12 protein-coding genes and 1 pseudogene are annotated in these 15136 nt (G+C 66.8%); all 13 read right to left on the reverse strand.

The genetic code is table 11. The annotated features are described in order from the left end of the window. Positions 1 to 34: 34 nt before the first annotated feature. The 13 genes and pseudogenes from ACIGJB_RS30310 to ACIGJB_RS30370 all read right to left on the reverse strand — a co-directional run bounded on the left by ACIGJB_RS30310 (position 35) and on the right by ACIGJB_RS30370 (position 15078). The gene (locus ACIGJB_RS30310; protein ID WP_483735098.1) at positions 35 to 1606 is read right to left on the reverse strand and encodes an aldehyde dehydrogenase (NADP(+)); all 1572 of its coding nucleotides are present in this window, start codon (positions 1604 to 1606) and stop codon (positions 35 to 37) included. Beyond that, positions 1603 to 2823: an ABC transporter substrate-binding protein gene (locus ACIGJB_RS30315; RefSeq protein ID WP_020423669.1), complete on the reverse strand. Its 1221-nt coding sequence runs from the start codon at positions 2821 to 2823 to the stop codon at positions 1603 to 1605. The genes ACIGJB_RS30310 and ACIGJB_RS30315 overlap by 4 nt, the downstream gene beginning before the upstream one ends. Before the next feature lie 56 nt (positions 2824 to 2879). After that, the gene (locus tag ACIGJB_RS30320; protein WP_224081643.1) at positions 2880 to 3908 is read right to left on the reverse strand and encodes a branched-chain amino acid ABC transporter permease; all 1029 of its coding nucleotides are present in this window, start codon (positions 3906 to 3908) and stop codon (positions 2880 to 2882) included. Positions 3909 to 3922: 14 nt separating this feature from the next. Further along, positions 3923 to 4810 carry a branched-chain amino acid ABC transporter permease gene (locus ACIGJB_RS30325; protein WP_029043245.1) on the reverse strand — a complete coding sequence of 296 codons (888 nt, stop codon included), beginning with the start codon at positions 4808 to 4810 and terminating at the stop codon, positions 3923 to 3925. A 21-nt stretch (positions 4811 to 4831) separates the two neighbouring features. Then, complete coding sequence (locus ACIGJB_RS30330) at positions 4832 to 5536, reverse strand: ABC transporter ATP-binding protein (RefSeq protein WP_029043246.1); 705 nt, start codon at positions 5534 to 5536, stop codon at positions 4832 to 4834. Positions 5537 to 5538: 2 nt separating this feature from the next. Further along, on the reverse strand, positions 5539 to 6318 hold the full coding sequence (locus tag ACIGJB_RS30335) for an ABC transporter ATP-binding protein (RefSeq protein ID WP_020423670.1): 780 nt from the start codon (positions 6316 to 6318) through the stop codon (positions 5539 to 5541). Between the two features lie 349 nt (positions 6319 to 6667). Next, positions 6668 to 6784, reverse strand: a pseudogene (locus ACIGJB_RS30340) (XdhC family protein); the annotation flags it as partial. Between the two features lie 23 nt (positions 6785 to 6807). Further along, complete coding sequence (locus tag ACIGJB_RS30345) at positions 6808 to 8178, reverse strand: MFS transporter (RefSeq protein WP_483735099.1); 1371 nt, start codon at positions 8176 to 8178, stop codon at positions 6808 to 6810. A 114-nt stretch (positions 8179 to 8292) separates the two neighbouring features. Beyond that, positions 8293 to 9108, reverse strand: coding sequence for an enoyl-CoA hydratase/isomerase family protein (locus ACIGJB_RS30350; protein ID WP_483735100.1), 816 nt, complete (start codon positions 9106 to 9108; stop codon positions 8293 to 8295). Positions 9109 to 9112: 4 nt separating this feature from the next. Beyond that, positions 9113 to 10666, reverse strand: a complete 1554-nt coding sequence (locus tag ACIGJB_RS30355; protein WP_483735101.1) for an AMP-binding protein — start codon at positions 10664 to 10666, stop codon at positions 9113 to 9115. Then, positions 10659 to 11231: a (2Fe-2S)-binding protein gene (locus tag ACIGJB_RS30360; protein ID WP_483735102.1), complete on the reverse strand. Its 573-nt coding sequence runs from the start codon at positions 11229 to 11231 to the stop codon at positions 10659 to 10661. The genes ACIGJB_RS30355 and ACIGJB_RS30360 overlap by 8 nt, the downstream gene beginning before the upstream one ends. Beyond that, complete coding sequence (locus ACIGJB_RS30365; protein WP_483735103.1) at positions 11228 to 12043, reverse strand: FAD binding domain-containing protein; 816 nt, start codon at positions 12041 to 12043, stop codon at positions 11228 to 11230. The genes ACIGJB_RS30360 and ACIGJB_RS30365 overlap by 4 nt, the downstream gene beginning before the upstream one ends. Continuing rightward, on the reverse strand, positions 12040 to 15078 hold the full coding sequence (locus ACIGJB_RS30370) for a xanthine dehydrogenase family protein molybdopterin-binding subunit (protein ID WP_483735104.1): 3039 nt from the start codon (positions 15076 to 15078) through the stop codon (positions 12040 to 12042). Before ACIGJB_RS30370 ends, ACIGJB_RS30365 begins: the two co-directional genes overlap by 4 nt. Positions 15079 to 15136: the final 58 nt, after the last annotated feature.

Raw genomic sequence — 15136 nt, forward strand, 5'->3', positions numbered from 1 at the left:
ATGGCGCGGGTGTTCAGTCGCGACGGGAGGTCGGCTACAGGCTACCGTCGACGTGGCGGTCGAGCGCCAGTGGGTTGAAGTCGGCCAGCGCGGCCGGCAACAGGCTGGATGGGAAGTTCTGATAGCACACTGGGCGCAGGAACCGCTCGATGGCGGCACTGCCGACCGACGTGCTGCGCCCATCGGACGTGGCCGGGAACGGTCCGCCGTGGACCATGGCGTGGCTCACTTCCACGCCGGTCGGGAAGCCGTTTACCAGGATTCGGCCCGCCCGGTCTTCCAGCCGCGGCAGCAGTTCGGCCGCGAGAGCTTCGTCCGCCGGCGCCATCTGCAGCGTGGCGGTCAGTTGCCCTTCCAGCCCGTCGAGCACCGCCGCCACATCCGCCGCCGAGCGGCATCTGACGATCAGCGAGCAGGGACCGAATATCTCCTCGCCCAGTTCGGGAAAAGCCAGAAAGCTGGCCGCGTCGGTGGCGAACAGATGGGCCGTCGCCGCGCAGGCACCGCTGCTGCTCTCGCCGGTGGCCACGCTTCGGACTGCCTCATGCGCCCGCAGGCGCGCCACCCCGGCGGCGTAGGCGCGGCCGATGCCGGGCGTCAGCATCGTACCCGCCGGCTTGCCTTGTACGATCCGCCCGGCTTCGGCCTCGAAGCGATCACAGTCGTCCCCTTCCAGCGCGATCACCAAACCGGGGTTGGTGCAAAACTGGCCGACGCCCATCACGAGCGAATCGACAAATTCCCGCGCGATGCCTTCGGCACGATCTGCCAGCGCATGTGGCAGCAGGAGCACCGGGTTGACACTGCTCATTTCGGCGTAAAGCGGAATCGGCAACGGCCTGGCCATCGCCTGCCGCGAGAGCGCGAGGCCACCGGCCCGGGAGCCGGTGAAGCCGACCGCCCGGATGGCGGGATGCCCGACGAGCGCCTGTCCTACGTCATTGCCAACGCCAAAGAGCAGGGAGAACGTCCCCTCCGGCAGCCCGTATTCGGCAACCGCCGCCTGGATGACCCGGCCGACCAGTTCGGAAGTGCCGGGATGCGCTGGGTGGGCCTTGACGACCACCGGGCAGCCCGCCGCGAGGGCCGACGCCGTGTCGCCGCCGGCCACCGAGAACGCCAGCGGGAAATTGCTGGCGCCGAAGACGGCCACCGGGCCCAGCGGGACGTTGCGTCGGCGCAGGTCCGGGCGCGGCAGCGGCGTGCGATAGGGCAAGGGCGTATCCAACGTCGCCCCATGCCAGTGCCCGGCCCGTACAACCCCTGCGAACAGCCGCAACTGGCCCGCCGTGCGCGCCTGCTCGCCCTGCAGACGCGCTCGCGGCAGAGCCGTCTCGGCCATGGCGCGCTCGACGAGGGCGTCGCCGAGGCCTTCGATGCCGGTGGCGATTGCTTCCAGGAAGCTGGCGCGGGTCTCGGGCGTCGTCTCGCGATACCTCGCAAAGCTGCTCGCAGCGAGGCGGCAGGCCTGATCGACGTCGGCGGGGCCGGCGCCGCCGAAGGCGGGCTCGATGTCGGCGGCAAGCGCCGGAGAAAACGCCTTGAACGCGCCGGCGGTGCCGCTGACGCTGCTCTGCCCGATCAGCATATGTCCGGTGATCCTCATGACGCCTTCTTCCCAATGAGCGGGCAGCCACCTTCTTCCATCGGCCGGAACGCCTCGTTGGCGGGAATGGTGGCGATGAGCTTGTAGAAGTCGCCCGCGTACTTCGATTCCGACGGCTTCTTCACCTCGAAAAGATAGAGCGGGTGGATCTTCCGGCCGTCTTCGCGGATGCTGCCCTTGCCGAACAGCTTGTCGTCGGTGGGCATGGCCTTCATCTTCGCGACCACGGCAGCGCCGTCGCCGTCCGCCTTCATCGCCGCCACTGCCTTCAGGTAGTGGGTCACCGCCGAGTACGTGCCCGCCTGCGCCATGGTTGGAAACTTGCCGTTGTTGGCGGCGGCGAATTCCTTGCCGAACTTGCGGTTCTCGTCGGTCATGTCCCAGTACCAGGTCTCGCTCAGCAAAAGGCCTTGGGCGGCTTTGAGGCCGAGCGCCTGGACATCGCTGCTGAAGACGAGCAGGCCTGCCAGCTTCTGACCGCCGGCGGTCACGCCGAACTCGGCGGCCTGCTTGACCGCGCCGATGGTGTCCCCCCCGGCGTTGGCCAGGCCCACTACCTGCGCCTTGGAGGCCTGAGCCTGAAGCAGGTAGGAGGAGAAATCGTTGCCCGGGAAAGGATGCCGGACCTTGCCGAGGACCTTGCCACCGTTCTTGACGACAACGGCCTCGGTGTCGCGTTCGAGCGAGTGGCCGAAGGCGTAGTCAGCAGTCACGAAGAACCAACTCTTGCCACCCGACTTGACAACCGCCTTACCAGTCCCATTCGCCAGTGCCCACGTGTCGTAGGCCCAGTGGATCGCATTGGGCGTGCAGGCTTTGCCGGTGAGGTCGGAGGTGCCGCCGCCGGTGACAATCATCACCTTGTTCTTCTCCTTGGCCACCTGGTTGACCGCCAGGACGACCGACGAGGTCGGTACGTCGACGATAGCGTCCACCTTGTCCACGTCGAACCAGCGGCGGGCTATGCTCGCCCCGACGTCCGGCTTATTCTGGTGGTCGGCGGCCACGATCTCCACCTTCAGACCATGCTTCTCGGGCGCAAAGTCCTGGACTGCCTTCTTCGCAGCCCAGACCGAACCGGGACCAGCCAGCCCGGCATAAACGCCGGTCTGATCGTTGAGCACGCCGATCCGGACCACGCCGTCCGTGATCTCGGCCTGCGCCGTCGAGGCCGTCAGCAGCGCGGCGAGCGAAAGCAGCTTGATGCGATTGTTCATCATGTGTCTCCTCTACTGTGGGGATAGATATGGGGTGTTCCGTTCAGCGCCAGATTTCATGCCTTTCCTTCCACGCGCCCGCCAGGCACGCCTGCTCCGGCGGACGTTTCGTCATGACTTGGTGCCGGCACGGCAGCGTGGCACGGTGCGGGCCGGACGCGGCGGTTGCCCGCGATGTTCTGGCACAACGCGTTCAACTCGCCGACGATTCCGCGGCGGAACGCCAGCACGCACACGACGAAGATGCTCCCCATGATCACGGTGATCATGGAACCGACCTTGTCGGCCAAGGCGTTCTGGATGGCGACCACGATGCCCGCGCCCACCACCGGGCCGAAGGCCGTGCCAAGGCCGCCCAACAGCGTCATCAGCACGACTTCGCCGGAGGTGTGCCAGTGCGCGTCGGTCAGCGTGGCAAACTGGAAGACTAGGGTCTTGGTGGCCCCGGCAAGGCCGGCCAGGCCCGCCGAGAGGACGAAGGCCAGCAGCTTGTAGCGCGCGACGTCGTAGCCCAGCGAGGTGGTGCGCGCCTCGTTCTCGCGGATCGCCTTCAGGATCTGGCCGAAAGGCGAATGGATGATGCGGTGGATCAGCCAGAAGGTGAACAGGAAGATCGCCAGCACGAAGTAGTACATGCGCAGGTCCGACGCCAGGTCGATCAGGCCGAACAGCCTGCCTCGCGGAATGGCCTGCATGCCGTCCTCGCCGCCGGTGAACGGCGCCTGCAGGAACAGGAAGTAGAACATCTGTGCCAACGCAAGCGTGATCATCGCGAAGTAGATGCCCTGCCGGCGAATAGCGAGCGCCCCGACGACAAAGCCCGCGGCAGCCGAGACGGCCGTGCCGAGCAGCAGGCCGAGTTCCGGGGTCAGCCCCCAGGTCTTCATGCCGTAGCCCGATATATAGGCCGCCGTGCCGAGGAACGCCGCATGGCCGAACGAGAGCAGGCCAGTATAGCCGAGCAGCAGGTTGAAGGCGCAGGCGAACAAGGCGAAGCACAGCACCTTCATCAGCATCACCGGATAGAGCACGGCCGGGGCCGCCAGCGCGCCCAGCAGCAGGACACCGTAGCCAAGATTTCTCATTTTCATACTCGACCTCACTTTTCCTTGCCAAACAGGCCTGCCGGCCGAACCATCAGCACGATGACCATGATCACGAAGACCACCGTGGCCGACGCCTCCGGATAAAACACCTTGGTCAGTCCTTCGACCACGCCCAGCCCCAGCCCGGCGACGATCGCGCCAAGGATGGAACCCATGCCGCCGATCACCACCACCGCGAACACGACGATGATCAGGTTCGACCCCATCAGCGGACTTAGTTGCCCCGTCGGTGCTGCCAGCACGCCGGCCAGCCCGGCCAGGCCTACGCCGAAGGCATAGGTCAGCATCACCATCACCGGCACGTTGATGCCGAAGGCTTGGGTAATGCTTGGGTTCTCGGTGGCGGCGCGCAGGTAGGCGCCGAGGCGGGTCTTCTCGATCGTGAACCAGGTCAGCAGGCACACTGTGAGCGAGGCGCCGATGACCCACGCGCGGTATTTCGGCAGGCTCATGAAGCCGAGGTTGAAGGCGCCAGCCACCTCGTCGGGAATCGAATAGGGCTGCCCCGAGACGCCGAACTGGAAGCGGAACAGGCCTTCGATAATGAGCGCCAGCCCGAAGGTGAGCAGCAGGCCGTACAGGTGGTCGAGCTTGTACAGCCACCGCAGCAGGCCGCGTTCGATGGCGATACCCGCTAGCCCGACCAGCGCCGGCGCCGCCAGCAGCGACCACCAGTAGCTGATGCCGAGATACTCCAGGCCCGCCCAGGCGACGAATGCGCCCACCATAAACAGCGCGCCGTGGGCAAAGTTGATGATGTTGAGCATGCCGAAGATCACGGCAAGCCCGAGGCTGAGAATCGCGTAGAACGAGCCGTTCACCAGCCCGAGCACGAGTTGCCCCAACAGCCCCTGTAGCGGGACTCCCAGAATCGTTGTCATGTTGTCTCCTCCGCAGCGGTCTCAGACACCCAGGAGTTCCTGGAGCAGGTGCTGCTTCTCGTGAATCTCGTGCTGGTGGATCTCCGCGGCGATTTGGCCGTGCTCCACCACGTACATGCGGTCGGCCAGCGGCGCGGCGAACCGGAAGTTCTGCTCCACCAGCACGATCGTGTAGCCCTTCGCCTTGAGGTCGCGGATGACCTGGGCGAGCTTCTGCACGATCACCGGCGCCAGTCCCTCGGAGATTTCGTCCAGCAGCAGCAACCGCGCCCCAGTGCGCAGGATGCGCGCCATCGCCAGCATTTGTTGCTCGCCGCCCGAGAGCCGCGTGCCCTGGCTATGCCGCCGCTCGTGGAGGTTGGGAAACATCGCGTAGATCTCGTCGAGGCTCATCCCGCCGCCACCCACCTGCGGCGGCAGCAGGAGGTTCTCCTCGCACGAGAGGCTGGAATAAATCGCCCGCTCTTCCGGGCAAAAGCCGACGCCGAGACGCGCGATTCGATGGGCCGGCATGCCGATTGCCTCGCGGCCGTCGATCATGACCGAGCCGGCGCGCCGCCCCGTCAGGCCCATGATCGCGCGCAGGGTGGTGGTACGGCCTGCCCCGTTGCGGCCGAGCAGGGTCACGCACTCTCCCTCGTTCACCAGCAAGTCGATGCCGTGCAGGATGTGCGATTCGCCGTAGAAGGCGTGGAGGTCGGTGACCCGCAGGTATTCCGTCGCCATGATCAATGCCCTCCCGGCGCAGCGAGCGCGGCATCGGCGCTGCCCATATAGGCCTCGATGACCTGCGGGTTGGCGGAGACTTCCGCGTATGTGCCCTCGGCCAGCACGCTGCCGCGCGCCAGCACCGTGATGGCGTCGCAGATGCCGGACACCACTTTCATGTTGTGCTCCACCATCAGGATGCTGCGATTGGCCGAGACCTTCTTGATGAGCTGCATGACGCGGTCAACGTCTTCGTGGCCCATGCCCTGCGTGGGCTCGTCGAGCAGCATCAGCTCGGGGTCGAGGGCCAGCGTGGTGGCGATTTCCAGCGCGCGCTTGCGGCCGTACGGCATCTCGGCGGTCGTCATGTCGGCGAAGTCATCCAGTCCGACGTCGGCGAGCAATGCCATGGCTCTGTCATCGAGCGATGCGAGGACTTTCGGCGAGCGCCAGAACTGGAACGACATCCCGAGCCTGCGCTGCAGCGGGATACGTACGTTCTCGAGCACGGTCAGGTGCGGAAACACCGCCGAGATCTGGAAGGAGCGCACCACGCCCCTGCGTGCGACCTGCGCCGGCTTCTCGCCCGTGATCTCGGCACCGTTGAACCGTATGGTGCCGCGCGTGGGATCCAGGAACTTGGTAAGGAGGTTGAAGCAGGTGGTCTTGCCTGCACCGTTCGGACCAATCAGCGCGTGGATGTGCCCACGCCTGACCTTGAGACTGACGTCGTTTACGGCGACAAATCCCTTGAATTCTTTCCTCAGTCCGACGGTTTCAAGAATGAGATTGCTTGCCATGGTCATTTCCGCGCCCGTTGTTGGGTCTGCTGGAGAATATGGCCGCAGCTAGATCACGTCCAATATATTATTGGTTATTCATTGACACTTTTTGTGTATATGACGGACGCGCCAGCCAGTCGGGCGCTACTTGCGAATTGTCGCGGACGTCAGGACACGAAGGCGTGTCGAAGCGCCACAAGGCGACAGAAGCGATTGGTATCTGCACCCGACTTACGCGGTAACGCCGGCGCGCGAACCGCTGGGCGTGCTCACAATCGCACCTTGGCTGTGGGACCGATCGCGTACTCTCCGCTGCTGAAACGCTGCGCGCGTTATGTGAGGGAATCTGAGGTTACCCCGCTTGATCGCCGATCGGGCGCGGACTCGAGCCCCAGGTACGAGTCACCGTAACCAGCGTCACGCCGAATCCAGCATCGAGCCAGCGCTGTGCGTCCTTCAGCACCTGCAGGTCGATGCTGTCCATGATGTGCTCCACGAATGGCGTGTCTATTTTTCCGCGAGACGGCCCAGCGTCTCCGGTACGATTGCTGCCCCCGCCAGGTAGATCAGCGTGACCACCGCGACGAAGATGCCAAGGACTACCGGAAGGTCGGCTGGTGTGCGCGCAGCGAGTGAGGCCAGGGTCGGCATCATTCCGCCGATGGCGAAGCCGATGTTCCACGAGAGTCCCGTGCCCGAGGCGCGGATGCTGGTAGGGAATCGTTCGTTCAGGAAGATCAGGATCGGCGCAAAGCCGGCGCACCCGAGCATGCTGAGGGCCGCCGCGTAGACGCCGCGGAGAACGGCGGTCGGTGCGGCCGGCATCCACTGGTAGAGCAGCGGCATCAGCACCACGCTGACCGCGCCGATCAGCAGGAAGGCGCGCTTGCGCCCGATCATCGTGCTGAGGTGGCCCGCTGCTACCGACGCCACAATCACGCCGATGCTGCTCAGCATCAGGGTCGCCGCAGCCTCCCCGGGGGACGCCTTCACCACGACCTTAAGGAAGGTCGGCAGGTAGCCGGAAGTCAGGTAGTAGGCGCTGCCGCCGCCCACGGTGAGCAGGATGTTGACCAGCAGTACGCCGCGATATTCGCGCGAGAACAGCGTGCGCAGCGGATGCGTCTGCGGCTTTGCTTGGCCGCTTGCCGCTGTTGCCGCTTTTGCCGCTTGTAACTGCTTCCACAGCGGCGACTCCTCCAGCGAATTGAAGATGACCAGCCCGAGCACCGAGCTGACGATGCCGGCGAAGAACATGCAGCGCCATCCCCAAGTCCCGAAGGCGTCGCCGGGAAAGAGGGCCGTCATCGCCATATACGTGATCGACGCCAGCAGCGCCCCAATGCCCGCGCCGCCACCGCCCACCAGCCCCGACACCGCGCCGCGCCATGACGGCGGTACCGATTCCGTGCCGATGGTATGCGTCGACGCTACCACCCCACCGACGAACACCCCCTGCACCAGGCGCAGCAGGATGAACAGCGCCGGCGCAAAGAGGCCGATCTGGCCGACCGTCGGCAGTAGCCCGAATGCCGCTGTCGACAGGCCCACTCCGGTCACGGCAACCACCATCGCCCCCTTGCGGCCATGTCGGTCCGCGTAGGAGCCGAAGATGGCGGAGCCCAGTGGCCGCATGAGCAGCGTGACCGCGAATGATGCATACACCGCTGCCAGCGACAGCATCGCATGCTGGGACGGAAAGAACAGCTTGCCGATCACGGGTGCCACGAACAGCAGGATGAACAGGTCGAACAGATCGAGCGCCCATCCCATGCATGAGGCCGTCACCGCTCCCAGCACCTGCCGGTTGCTCGCAGCCGGTGACACCACGATCCCCGAGCCGCCCGGTTTCGTCTTGTCGTTTGCCAGCATTTCCATCGTTGTCTCCTTGTTTCTTTGAACAAGCGGCTCCCCGCGATGCCCGCCAAAGGGCATCGCCGCGAGTCCTTCTTACCTTTGGGGCGGCCAGTTCAGCCGCGCCCGCGCATACGGTCAGCTACCGCGAAATACAGGCTTGCGCTTCTCGTGGAATGCTTCCACGCCCTCGCGAAAGTCGTTCGAGCTACGCAGGCGGCTGTAGCAGTGCCCTTCGAGTTCGATGGCGATCGACAGCGGCGCGTCCTCGGTGTCATTCAGCAACTTCTTGGCGGTGCGCTGGGCCAGCGGCGAGAATGCACGCAGTTCGTCGGCCAGCGCGTCAGTGGCGGCTTCCAGTTCGGCATCGGCCACGCAGTCCACAACGAGGCCCCAGTCGTACGCCTGCCGGCCGGCAATGCGGCGCGAGCGCATGACGATGTCCTTGGTGCGGCCGACGCCCACCATCTTCTGCAGCCGCGCGGAGCCGCCCGAGCCCGGAATCTGGCCGAGCTTCTGTTCCGGCAGCGCGTACTCGGTGGTGTGGGTGGCGATGCGGAAGTCGCACGCCAGCGAGAGTTCGAAGCCAACGCCGAAGCAGTAGCCCCGGTTGGCGGCAATAACCGGCTTTCTGCAACGCGCCGGCGCCGCAATGTTCCACGCCAGCTTCGATACGTGCTCGGGCGATGCCTCCAGGAATCCCTTGATATCGCCCCCGCTCGAGAAATGTTCACCTTGCGCGCGCAGGACGATGACGCGCACGCGGTCGTCGGCGTCCAGCGTCTCGAACACGGCGCGCATCTGGTCGCGGGCAGCCATCGAGATCACGTTGTAGGGCGGGCGGTGCAGGATGATGTCGGCCCGCTCGCGCGCAGGGTCGATCTCGACGGAAAAGCCGTCGAGGTCCTGGAGCCGCTGCTGGTCGGGATGGGTCAATGCGAAGGTTTGTGTCACGTCGTTACTCCTTGGTCGGGACGTTGGAAGAAGGGCAGGAAAGCGAGGTGTATTCGCCGGCCGACAGCTTGCGGCGCAGGATCTTGCCGACCGGTGACTTCGGGAGTTCGGCCACGAACACGTAGTCACGCGGGCGCTTGAAATTGACGAGTTCGGAGCCGCGGCAGTAGGTGTCGAGTGCCAGGGCGTCCACGCAACCGCGCGGCTTGACGAAGGCCACTACCTTCTGGCCCCAGCGGGGATCCGGCAGCCCAGCCACGGCCACCTCGTCCACGGCCGGATGCAGGGAGAGAACCGACTCGATGTCGGCGGGCGAGATGTTCTCGCCGCCGCTGATGATCATGTCGTCCACTCTGCCGGTCACGAAGAGATCGCCGTCGGCGTCGAAGTAGCCGATGTCGCCGGTGAAGTACCAACCGTCGTGCAGCGACTTTGCATTGGCGTCGTCGCGGTTCCAGTAGCCTTCGAACGCTTCATCGCCGCGCAGGTCGGCAATGATCTGACCCTCTTGGCCCGAAGCGGTCACCGCCTCAGGCGAAGTGGCGTCCAGCCGTACCACGCGCAGCCGTGTATTGAGGCCGGCGCGCCCGGCGCTGCCCGGCTTGCGCCCCGCGCGCTGCTCGATGCTGAATGTGTACACCTCGGATGAACCGTAGTGATTGACGAACAACTCCGGGCGGAATGCTTGCTCGAGCCGTGACAGCAAACCGTCGCTCATCGCCGCGCCGGCGAAGCCAAGCTTGGTGACTGTGCGGACATCCATGCTGTCGAAGCCCGGGTCGGCCAGCAGGTCGTGGTACAGCGTTGGTACAAGATAAAGGCAGCTCACGCGATGGTCGGTGATGGCCTGCAGCGCCTGCGATGGGCTCCAGCGCCGCACGCAGACGAACAGGCCGTCCACCAGCGCCATGGCAAGCAGCGAGCGCACGCCCATCGTGTGGTACAGCGGCATCACGCCGAGCGTGCGCTCGCCGCGCCGATACAGGTTCTGCGCGACGTGCGCCAGGGCGGCGGCGCGCTCCTGCCGGTGGCGGCGCGGCACGCCCTTCGGCCTGCCGGTGGTGCCGGAGGTGTACAGCATCAGCGAGATGTCGTCGGCTTCGGCCAATGTGCTGTCGGGCCGGGGTGTGACGTCGAGCAGGGTGTCGAACGACAGCGAGCCGCCCGGCGCATGGTCCAATGCGATGCAGGGTATCTCCTGCGCGGCGGAGCTCTCCAGCACGGCGTCGGCGCTGACGGGCTCGAACACCAGCGCCCTGGCGCCGGCATCGCGCACGCAATAGTCCAGCTCGTCCGGCTTGGCGCGCCAGTTCAGCGGGACGATGACCACACCGGCGAACTGGCAGGCCCAGTGCAGCGTGGCCGTTTCCCAGCGGTTCTGCAGGATGGCCAGGAGGCGATCGCCGGGGCGCAGGCCGAGGTCGTGCAGGCCGGCGGCCACGCAGCGGATGCGCGTGAGCCATTGCTCGTAGGTCAGCAGCAGGTCGCCGTCGATGATGGCGGGGGCGCTGGGGCTGCGCTCCACGCTTTGCAGGAAAGTGCGGCCGAGATCAAGCATCGCAGGTCTCCCCGGCTGTCGTCGCTTCGACGTGGCGTGCCCGCGCCCGACTGGCCGCGACATCAAGGACGGCGGCGACGATCGGCGTGTAGCCCGTACAGCGGCACAGGTGGCCGGACAGCATGTCGCGCACCTGCGCCTCAGTCGGCTCGGGCTCCCGTTCCAGGTAGTCCGCGCACGACATCAGGATGCCTGCCGTGCAGAAGCCGCACTGCAGGGCGTGGTGGCGTCGGAAGGCTTCCTGCAGGTCGCCCAGGCCTTCGCGCGGCGCGAGGCCTTCGACGGTGTCGATGGCGCGGCCGTCGGCCTGTACGGCCAGCATCAGGCAGGAACGCGCGGCTACGCCGTCCACGCGCACCGTGCAGGCGCCGCAGACGCCGTGCTCGCAGCCGACGTGCGTGCCGGTGGCGCCGAGTTCATGACGCAGGAAGTCGGACAGCAGCTCGCGCGGAGCGCACAGGCCGCTGCGCTCGCTGCCGTTCAGGGTCAGGGTGACGCGATGGCGCTCGTCGCGCCGCATCACTGAGAGCGTGCCGGCTGGCGCGCCACGTAGGGTCTTGCTCATCTTGCCTCCTCGATTACGCGCATGCCCAATTGCCGCACCAGGTGGCGGCGGTACTGCGCGCTAACATGGGCGTCGTCCTGCGCGCCCAGCTTCCAACTGAAATCGTTGATGGCCTCGGCCAGCGCCTTGCCTTGCAGGCGTGGCCAGCTCTCCAGTACTGGCCGGTCGGCGACGCCGCCCACGGCCAGTGAGATGGCGTCGTCGGTGACGATTGCAGCGCACGCGACCAGCGCGAAGTCGCCATGCCGGGCCGAGAACTCCATGAAGCCGTAGCGCGCGCCAGGCCGCCTCAGCGGGAAGCGCACGGCTTCCACCAGTTCGTCTGGCTCGCGCGCGGTCATCAGCATTCCCTGGAAGAACCCGGCGGCCGGCAGCACGCGACGGCGGCGCAAGGAGCGCAGCACGACTTCGCCACCGAGCGCCGTGAGCACCAGCGGCAGTTCTGCGCTGGGGTCGGCGTGCGCGACGGAGCCGCACACCGTGCCCCGGTTGCGGATCTGGAAATGCGAGATGTGCGGGAAGGCGAGCGCGAGCAGCGGTACCTCGTCGGGGAGCGATGCGCGCCATTCGACGCTGCCCTGCGTCACGGCGGCGCCCACCACGAGATGGCCGTCTTCTACGCGCACGGTATTGAGGTCGGCGGTGCGAGAGATGTCGACCAGCAGTTGCGGCTGCGCGAGCCGCATATTGAGGACGGCCATCAGCGACTGGCCGCCGGCCAGAATGCGGGCGCCCTCGCCGGCACGGGCGAGTGTCTCCAGCGCGTGCGGTGTGGATTCGGCGCGCAGGTAGTCGAACGTGGCGGGTTTCATCGACGGACTCCCAGGAGCGCCAGCAGGCGAGCGATCCAGCCGGGACTGCGCACCGGCTTGCCGCCTGCCTGCCGGCCGAGCGATTCGAACAACTGGCGCAGCACCACTTTGGCCGCGCCTTCGAGCATGCGGCCGCCGACGGCCGCCACCTTGCCGGACACCTCGGCCTCGTAGTCGTACGCGAGACGGGTACCGTCGCCGTGCGGGGTCAGCTCCACCATTCCGGAGCCGCGCGCGCTGCCGAGCGAGGACAGGCCGGCGCCTGCCAGCCGTAGCTGGTGCGGCGGCTCCAGGTCGGACAGTGCGATCTCGGCTTCGTAGCGCGCCTTGATCATGCCCACGCCCACGGTTACGTCGGCGCGGTAACGGTTCTCGCCGATGCGTTCGAGCGCGTGGCAGCCGGGCACGACCTGGGCCAGCGCCTTCGGGTCGAGCAGGACGGCGAAGACGGCTTCAGGTGTGGCGTCGAGATCGACCGTCCCGCGTGCGCTCAGGGCCTTCGCGGCCTTGCCGCCTTTGCCGTTTGCAGGCGCTGCCTCTTTCGCCGCTTCGGCCAGTTCGGGGCGCGACGGCGGCGGATCGTCAAAGCCGATCATCGCCATCACCTTGGCGGGCGTAAGTGGCAGGCGGACGTCGCGCACGCCGAGTGCGTCCGCCACGGCGTTTGCGACGCAGGGCGGTGTGCTCATGTTGTTGCCCTCGCCGAGCCCCTTGGCCCCGAGCGGCGTGAACGGGCTCGGCGTTTCCAGATGGACGATGACCGGGTCGGGCACTTCGCACGTGGTGGGCAGCAGGTAGTCAGCCAGCGTGCCGGACTGGAAGCTGCCGTCGGGGCCGTAGCGGAACTCCTCCATCAGCGCCGCGCCGAGTCCCTGCGCGAAGGCGCCGCGGATCTGGCCGTCGGCCAGTGCCGGATTGAGCAGCTTGCCGGCATCGTGCGCGGTGATGTAGCGGTCGATGCGCACGCGGCCGGTGGCACGGTCGATCTCCACGCCGCACAGGTCAAAGGCGAAGCCGTAACAGGCGGACGTGTTGACGCGATCCTGTTCGTCCGGCGCGTCGAGGTTGGGCGGTGACCAGAACACGGTCTCACGCAGGCCGGGTTCCTCACCGGCTGGCAGGAGTTGCGGCGACCAGTGCGGCGCGTTGCTGGCGGCGCGGGCGAAGGGTAGTGCGGTGTCTGGCGAAGCGCTCTTGCGGGCAATACGGCCGTTGGTGAAGACCAGTTCGGCCGGGTCGCAACGGAGGTGGGAAGCCACGATGCGCGCCAGCTTGTCGCGCACACGCGTAGCGGCCAGGTGCACGGTTCCGGCCACGGCGCCGGCAAACCGACTCGAGTAGTTGCCCGCAGCGACGGACCACGCGTCCTTGTGGGTATCAAATTCGACGTTGACCACTACGTCCGCGGGGTCGATGCCGAGTACATCGGCCACGACCTGTGCACATACGGTCATGTGGCCCTGTCCTGCTGGCGTGGAGGCGACGGTCACTACCACGCCGCCGAGCAGGTCGACGCTGACTGTAGCGCTGGCGATAGCGCCGTTCTTTGGCCCAGCCTTGCGGCGTGCCTCGGCCGGTGTGGCGGTGGTGATGTAGCCCATGTTCGACACCGACGGCTCGACGATGGCAGCAAAGCCAATGCCGTACAGCCGGCCCTCGGCGCGCGCGGCATCGCGACGGCGCTTCAGTTCATCGTAAGCCCCCGCTTCCAGGGCGCGAGACATCGCCAATTGGTAGTTGCCGGAATCGAGCAACGCGCCGGCCGCCGCGCGATACGGAAAGGCGTCGGCGGGCACGAAGTTACGGCGGTAGACGTCGAGCGGATCGAGGCCGAGTTCCACAGCGATCCGCTGTACCAGCCGCTCCAGCGCGAAGTACACTTGCGGCCCGCCGAAGCCGCGCACAAGGCCAGTCGGTGTCTTGTTGGTCAACACCACGCGGTTGCGCACCAGCAGGTTGGGGATCGCGTAGGCGCCGGTCAACAGGCCATGCATGCGGTAGAAGGTAGCGGGCTCCGGCGCGCGCAGGTAGCCGCCGCAGTCCTCGAGCTGATCGTACGATAGGGCAACGATGCGGCCATCGGCCTCGACGGCAGCTTCCAGGGTGGAGAGCCGCGCGGTGGCCGAGGTGGCGGCGCTCAGATGCTCGAGCCGGTCCTCCACCCACTTCACCGGTGCGCCGGCCTTGCGCGACGCGAGGCACATCAGCACCACGTAGGGAAACACCGCCTGCTTGACGCCGAAGCTGCCGCCCGAGTCGCGCGGAGCGACGTGGCGCAGGCGGTTGGCGGGCACCTGCAGGGCCATCGCCATGACGGCGTGCAGCGAGAACGGCCCCATGAAGTTGGAGGTAACCTGGTAGCCCTCGTCGCCCGGCAAGTGTTCGGCAATTACCACGCCACACTCGATAGGTGTGCAGGTGTTGCGCGGGTAGTGCGCGGTCAGTGTCACGCGGTGCGGCGCGGCGGCGAATGCGGCCTCGGGGTCGCCGTAGCAGAAATGGCGGTCGCTGGCGACGTTGCTGCCGAGGCCGGAGTGCAGCACGGGGGCGTCGCCTGCCACGGCAGCCTCGATCGACACCACCGGTGGCAGCGCGCGGTAATCCACGCGCACGAGGTCGAGCGCATCCTCGGCCAGCGCGCGGCTTTCGGCCACGACTACGGCCACCGGTTCGCCTACGTAGCGCACGCGATCCATCGCCAGCGCCCACTGCTCCATCGGCGCCTTCACGCCGACCACGAAGGGCCGGGACCAGGCGGGCAGGTCAGCGGCCGTCAGCACCGCGCGCACGCCCGGTACCTTCAGTGCCGCCGCGAAGTCGATGGCGCCGAGCTCGGCGTGCGCGTGCGGCGAGCGCAGGATGGCGGCGTGCAGGGTACCGGGCCTGACGCCGAGGTCGTCGGCATAGCGGCCGCGGCCGGTCAGGATGGCGGCGTCCTCGACGCGCGCCATTGGGCGACCGACGTGGGGTGCCTGCCGGGTCTCCTGTGTCTCCTGTACCGTGCCGGTCGTTTCGCCGGCATCGAATCTTTTCATTTGCAGCTCCGTTCGAAGCGCTGAATCCCGGGCCGGAAGGTCGGTGGAATCGTGCGAC

The organism is Cupriavidus sp. C2SS-8b (assembly GCF_057073745.1).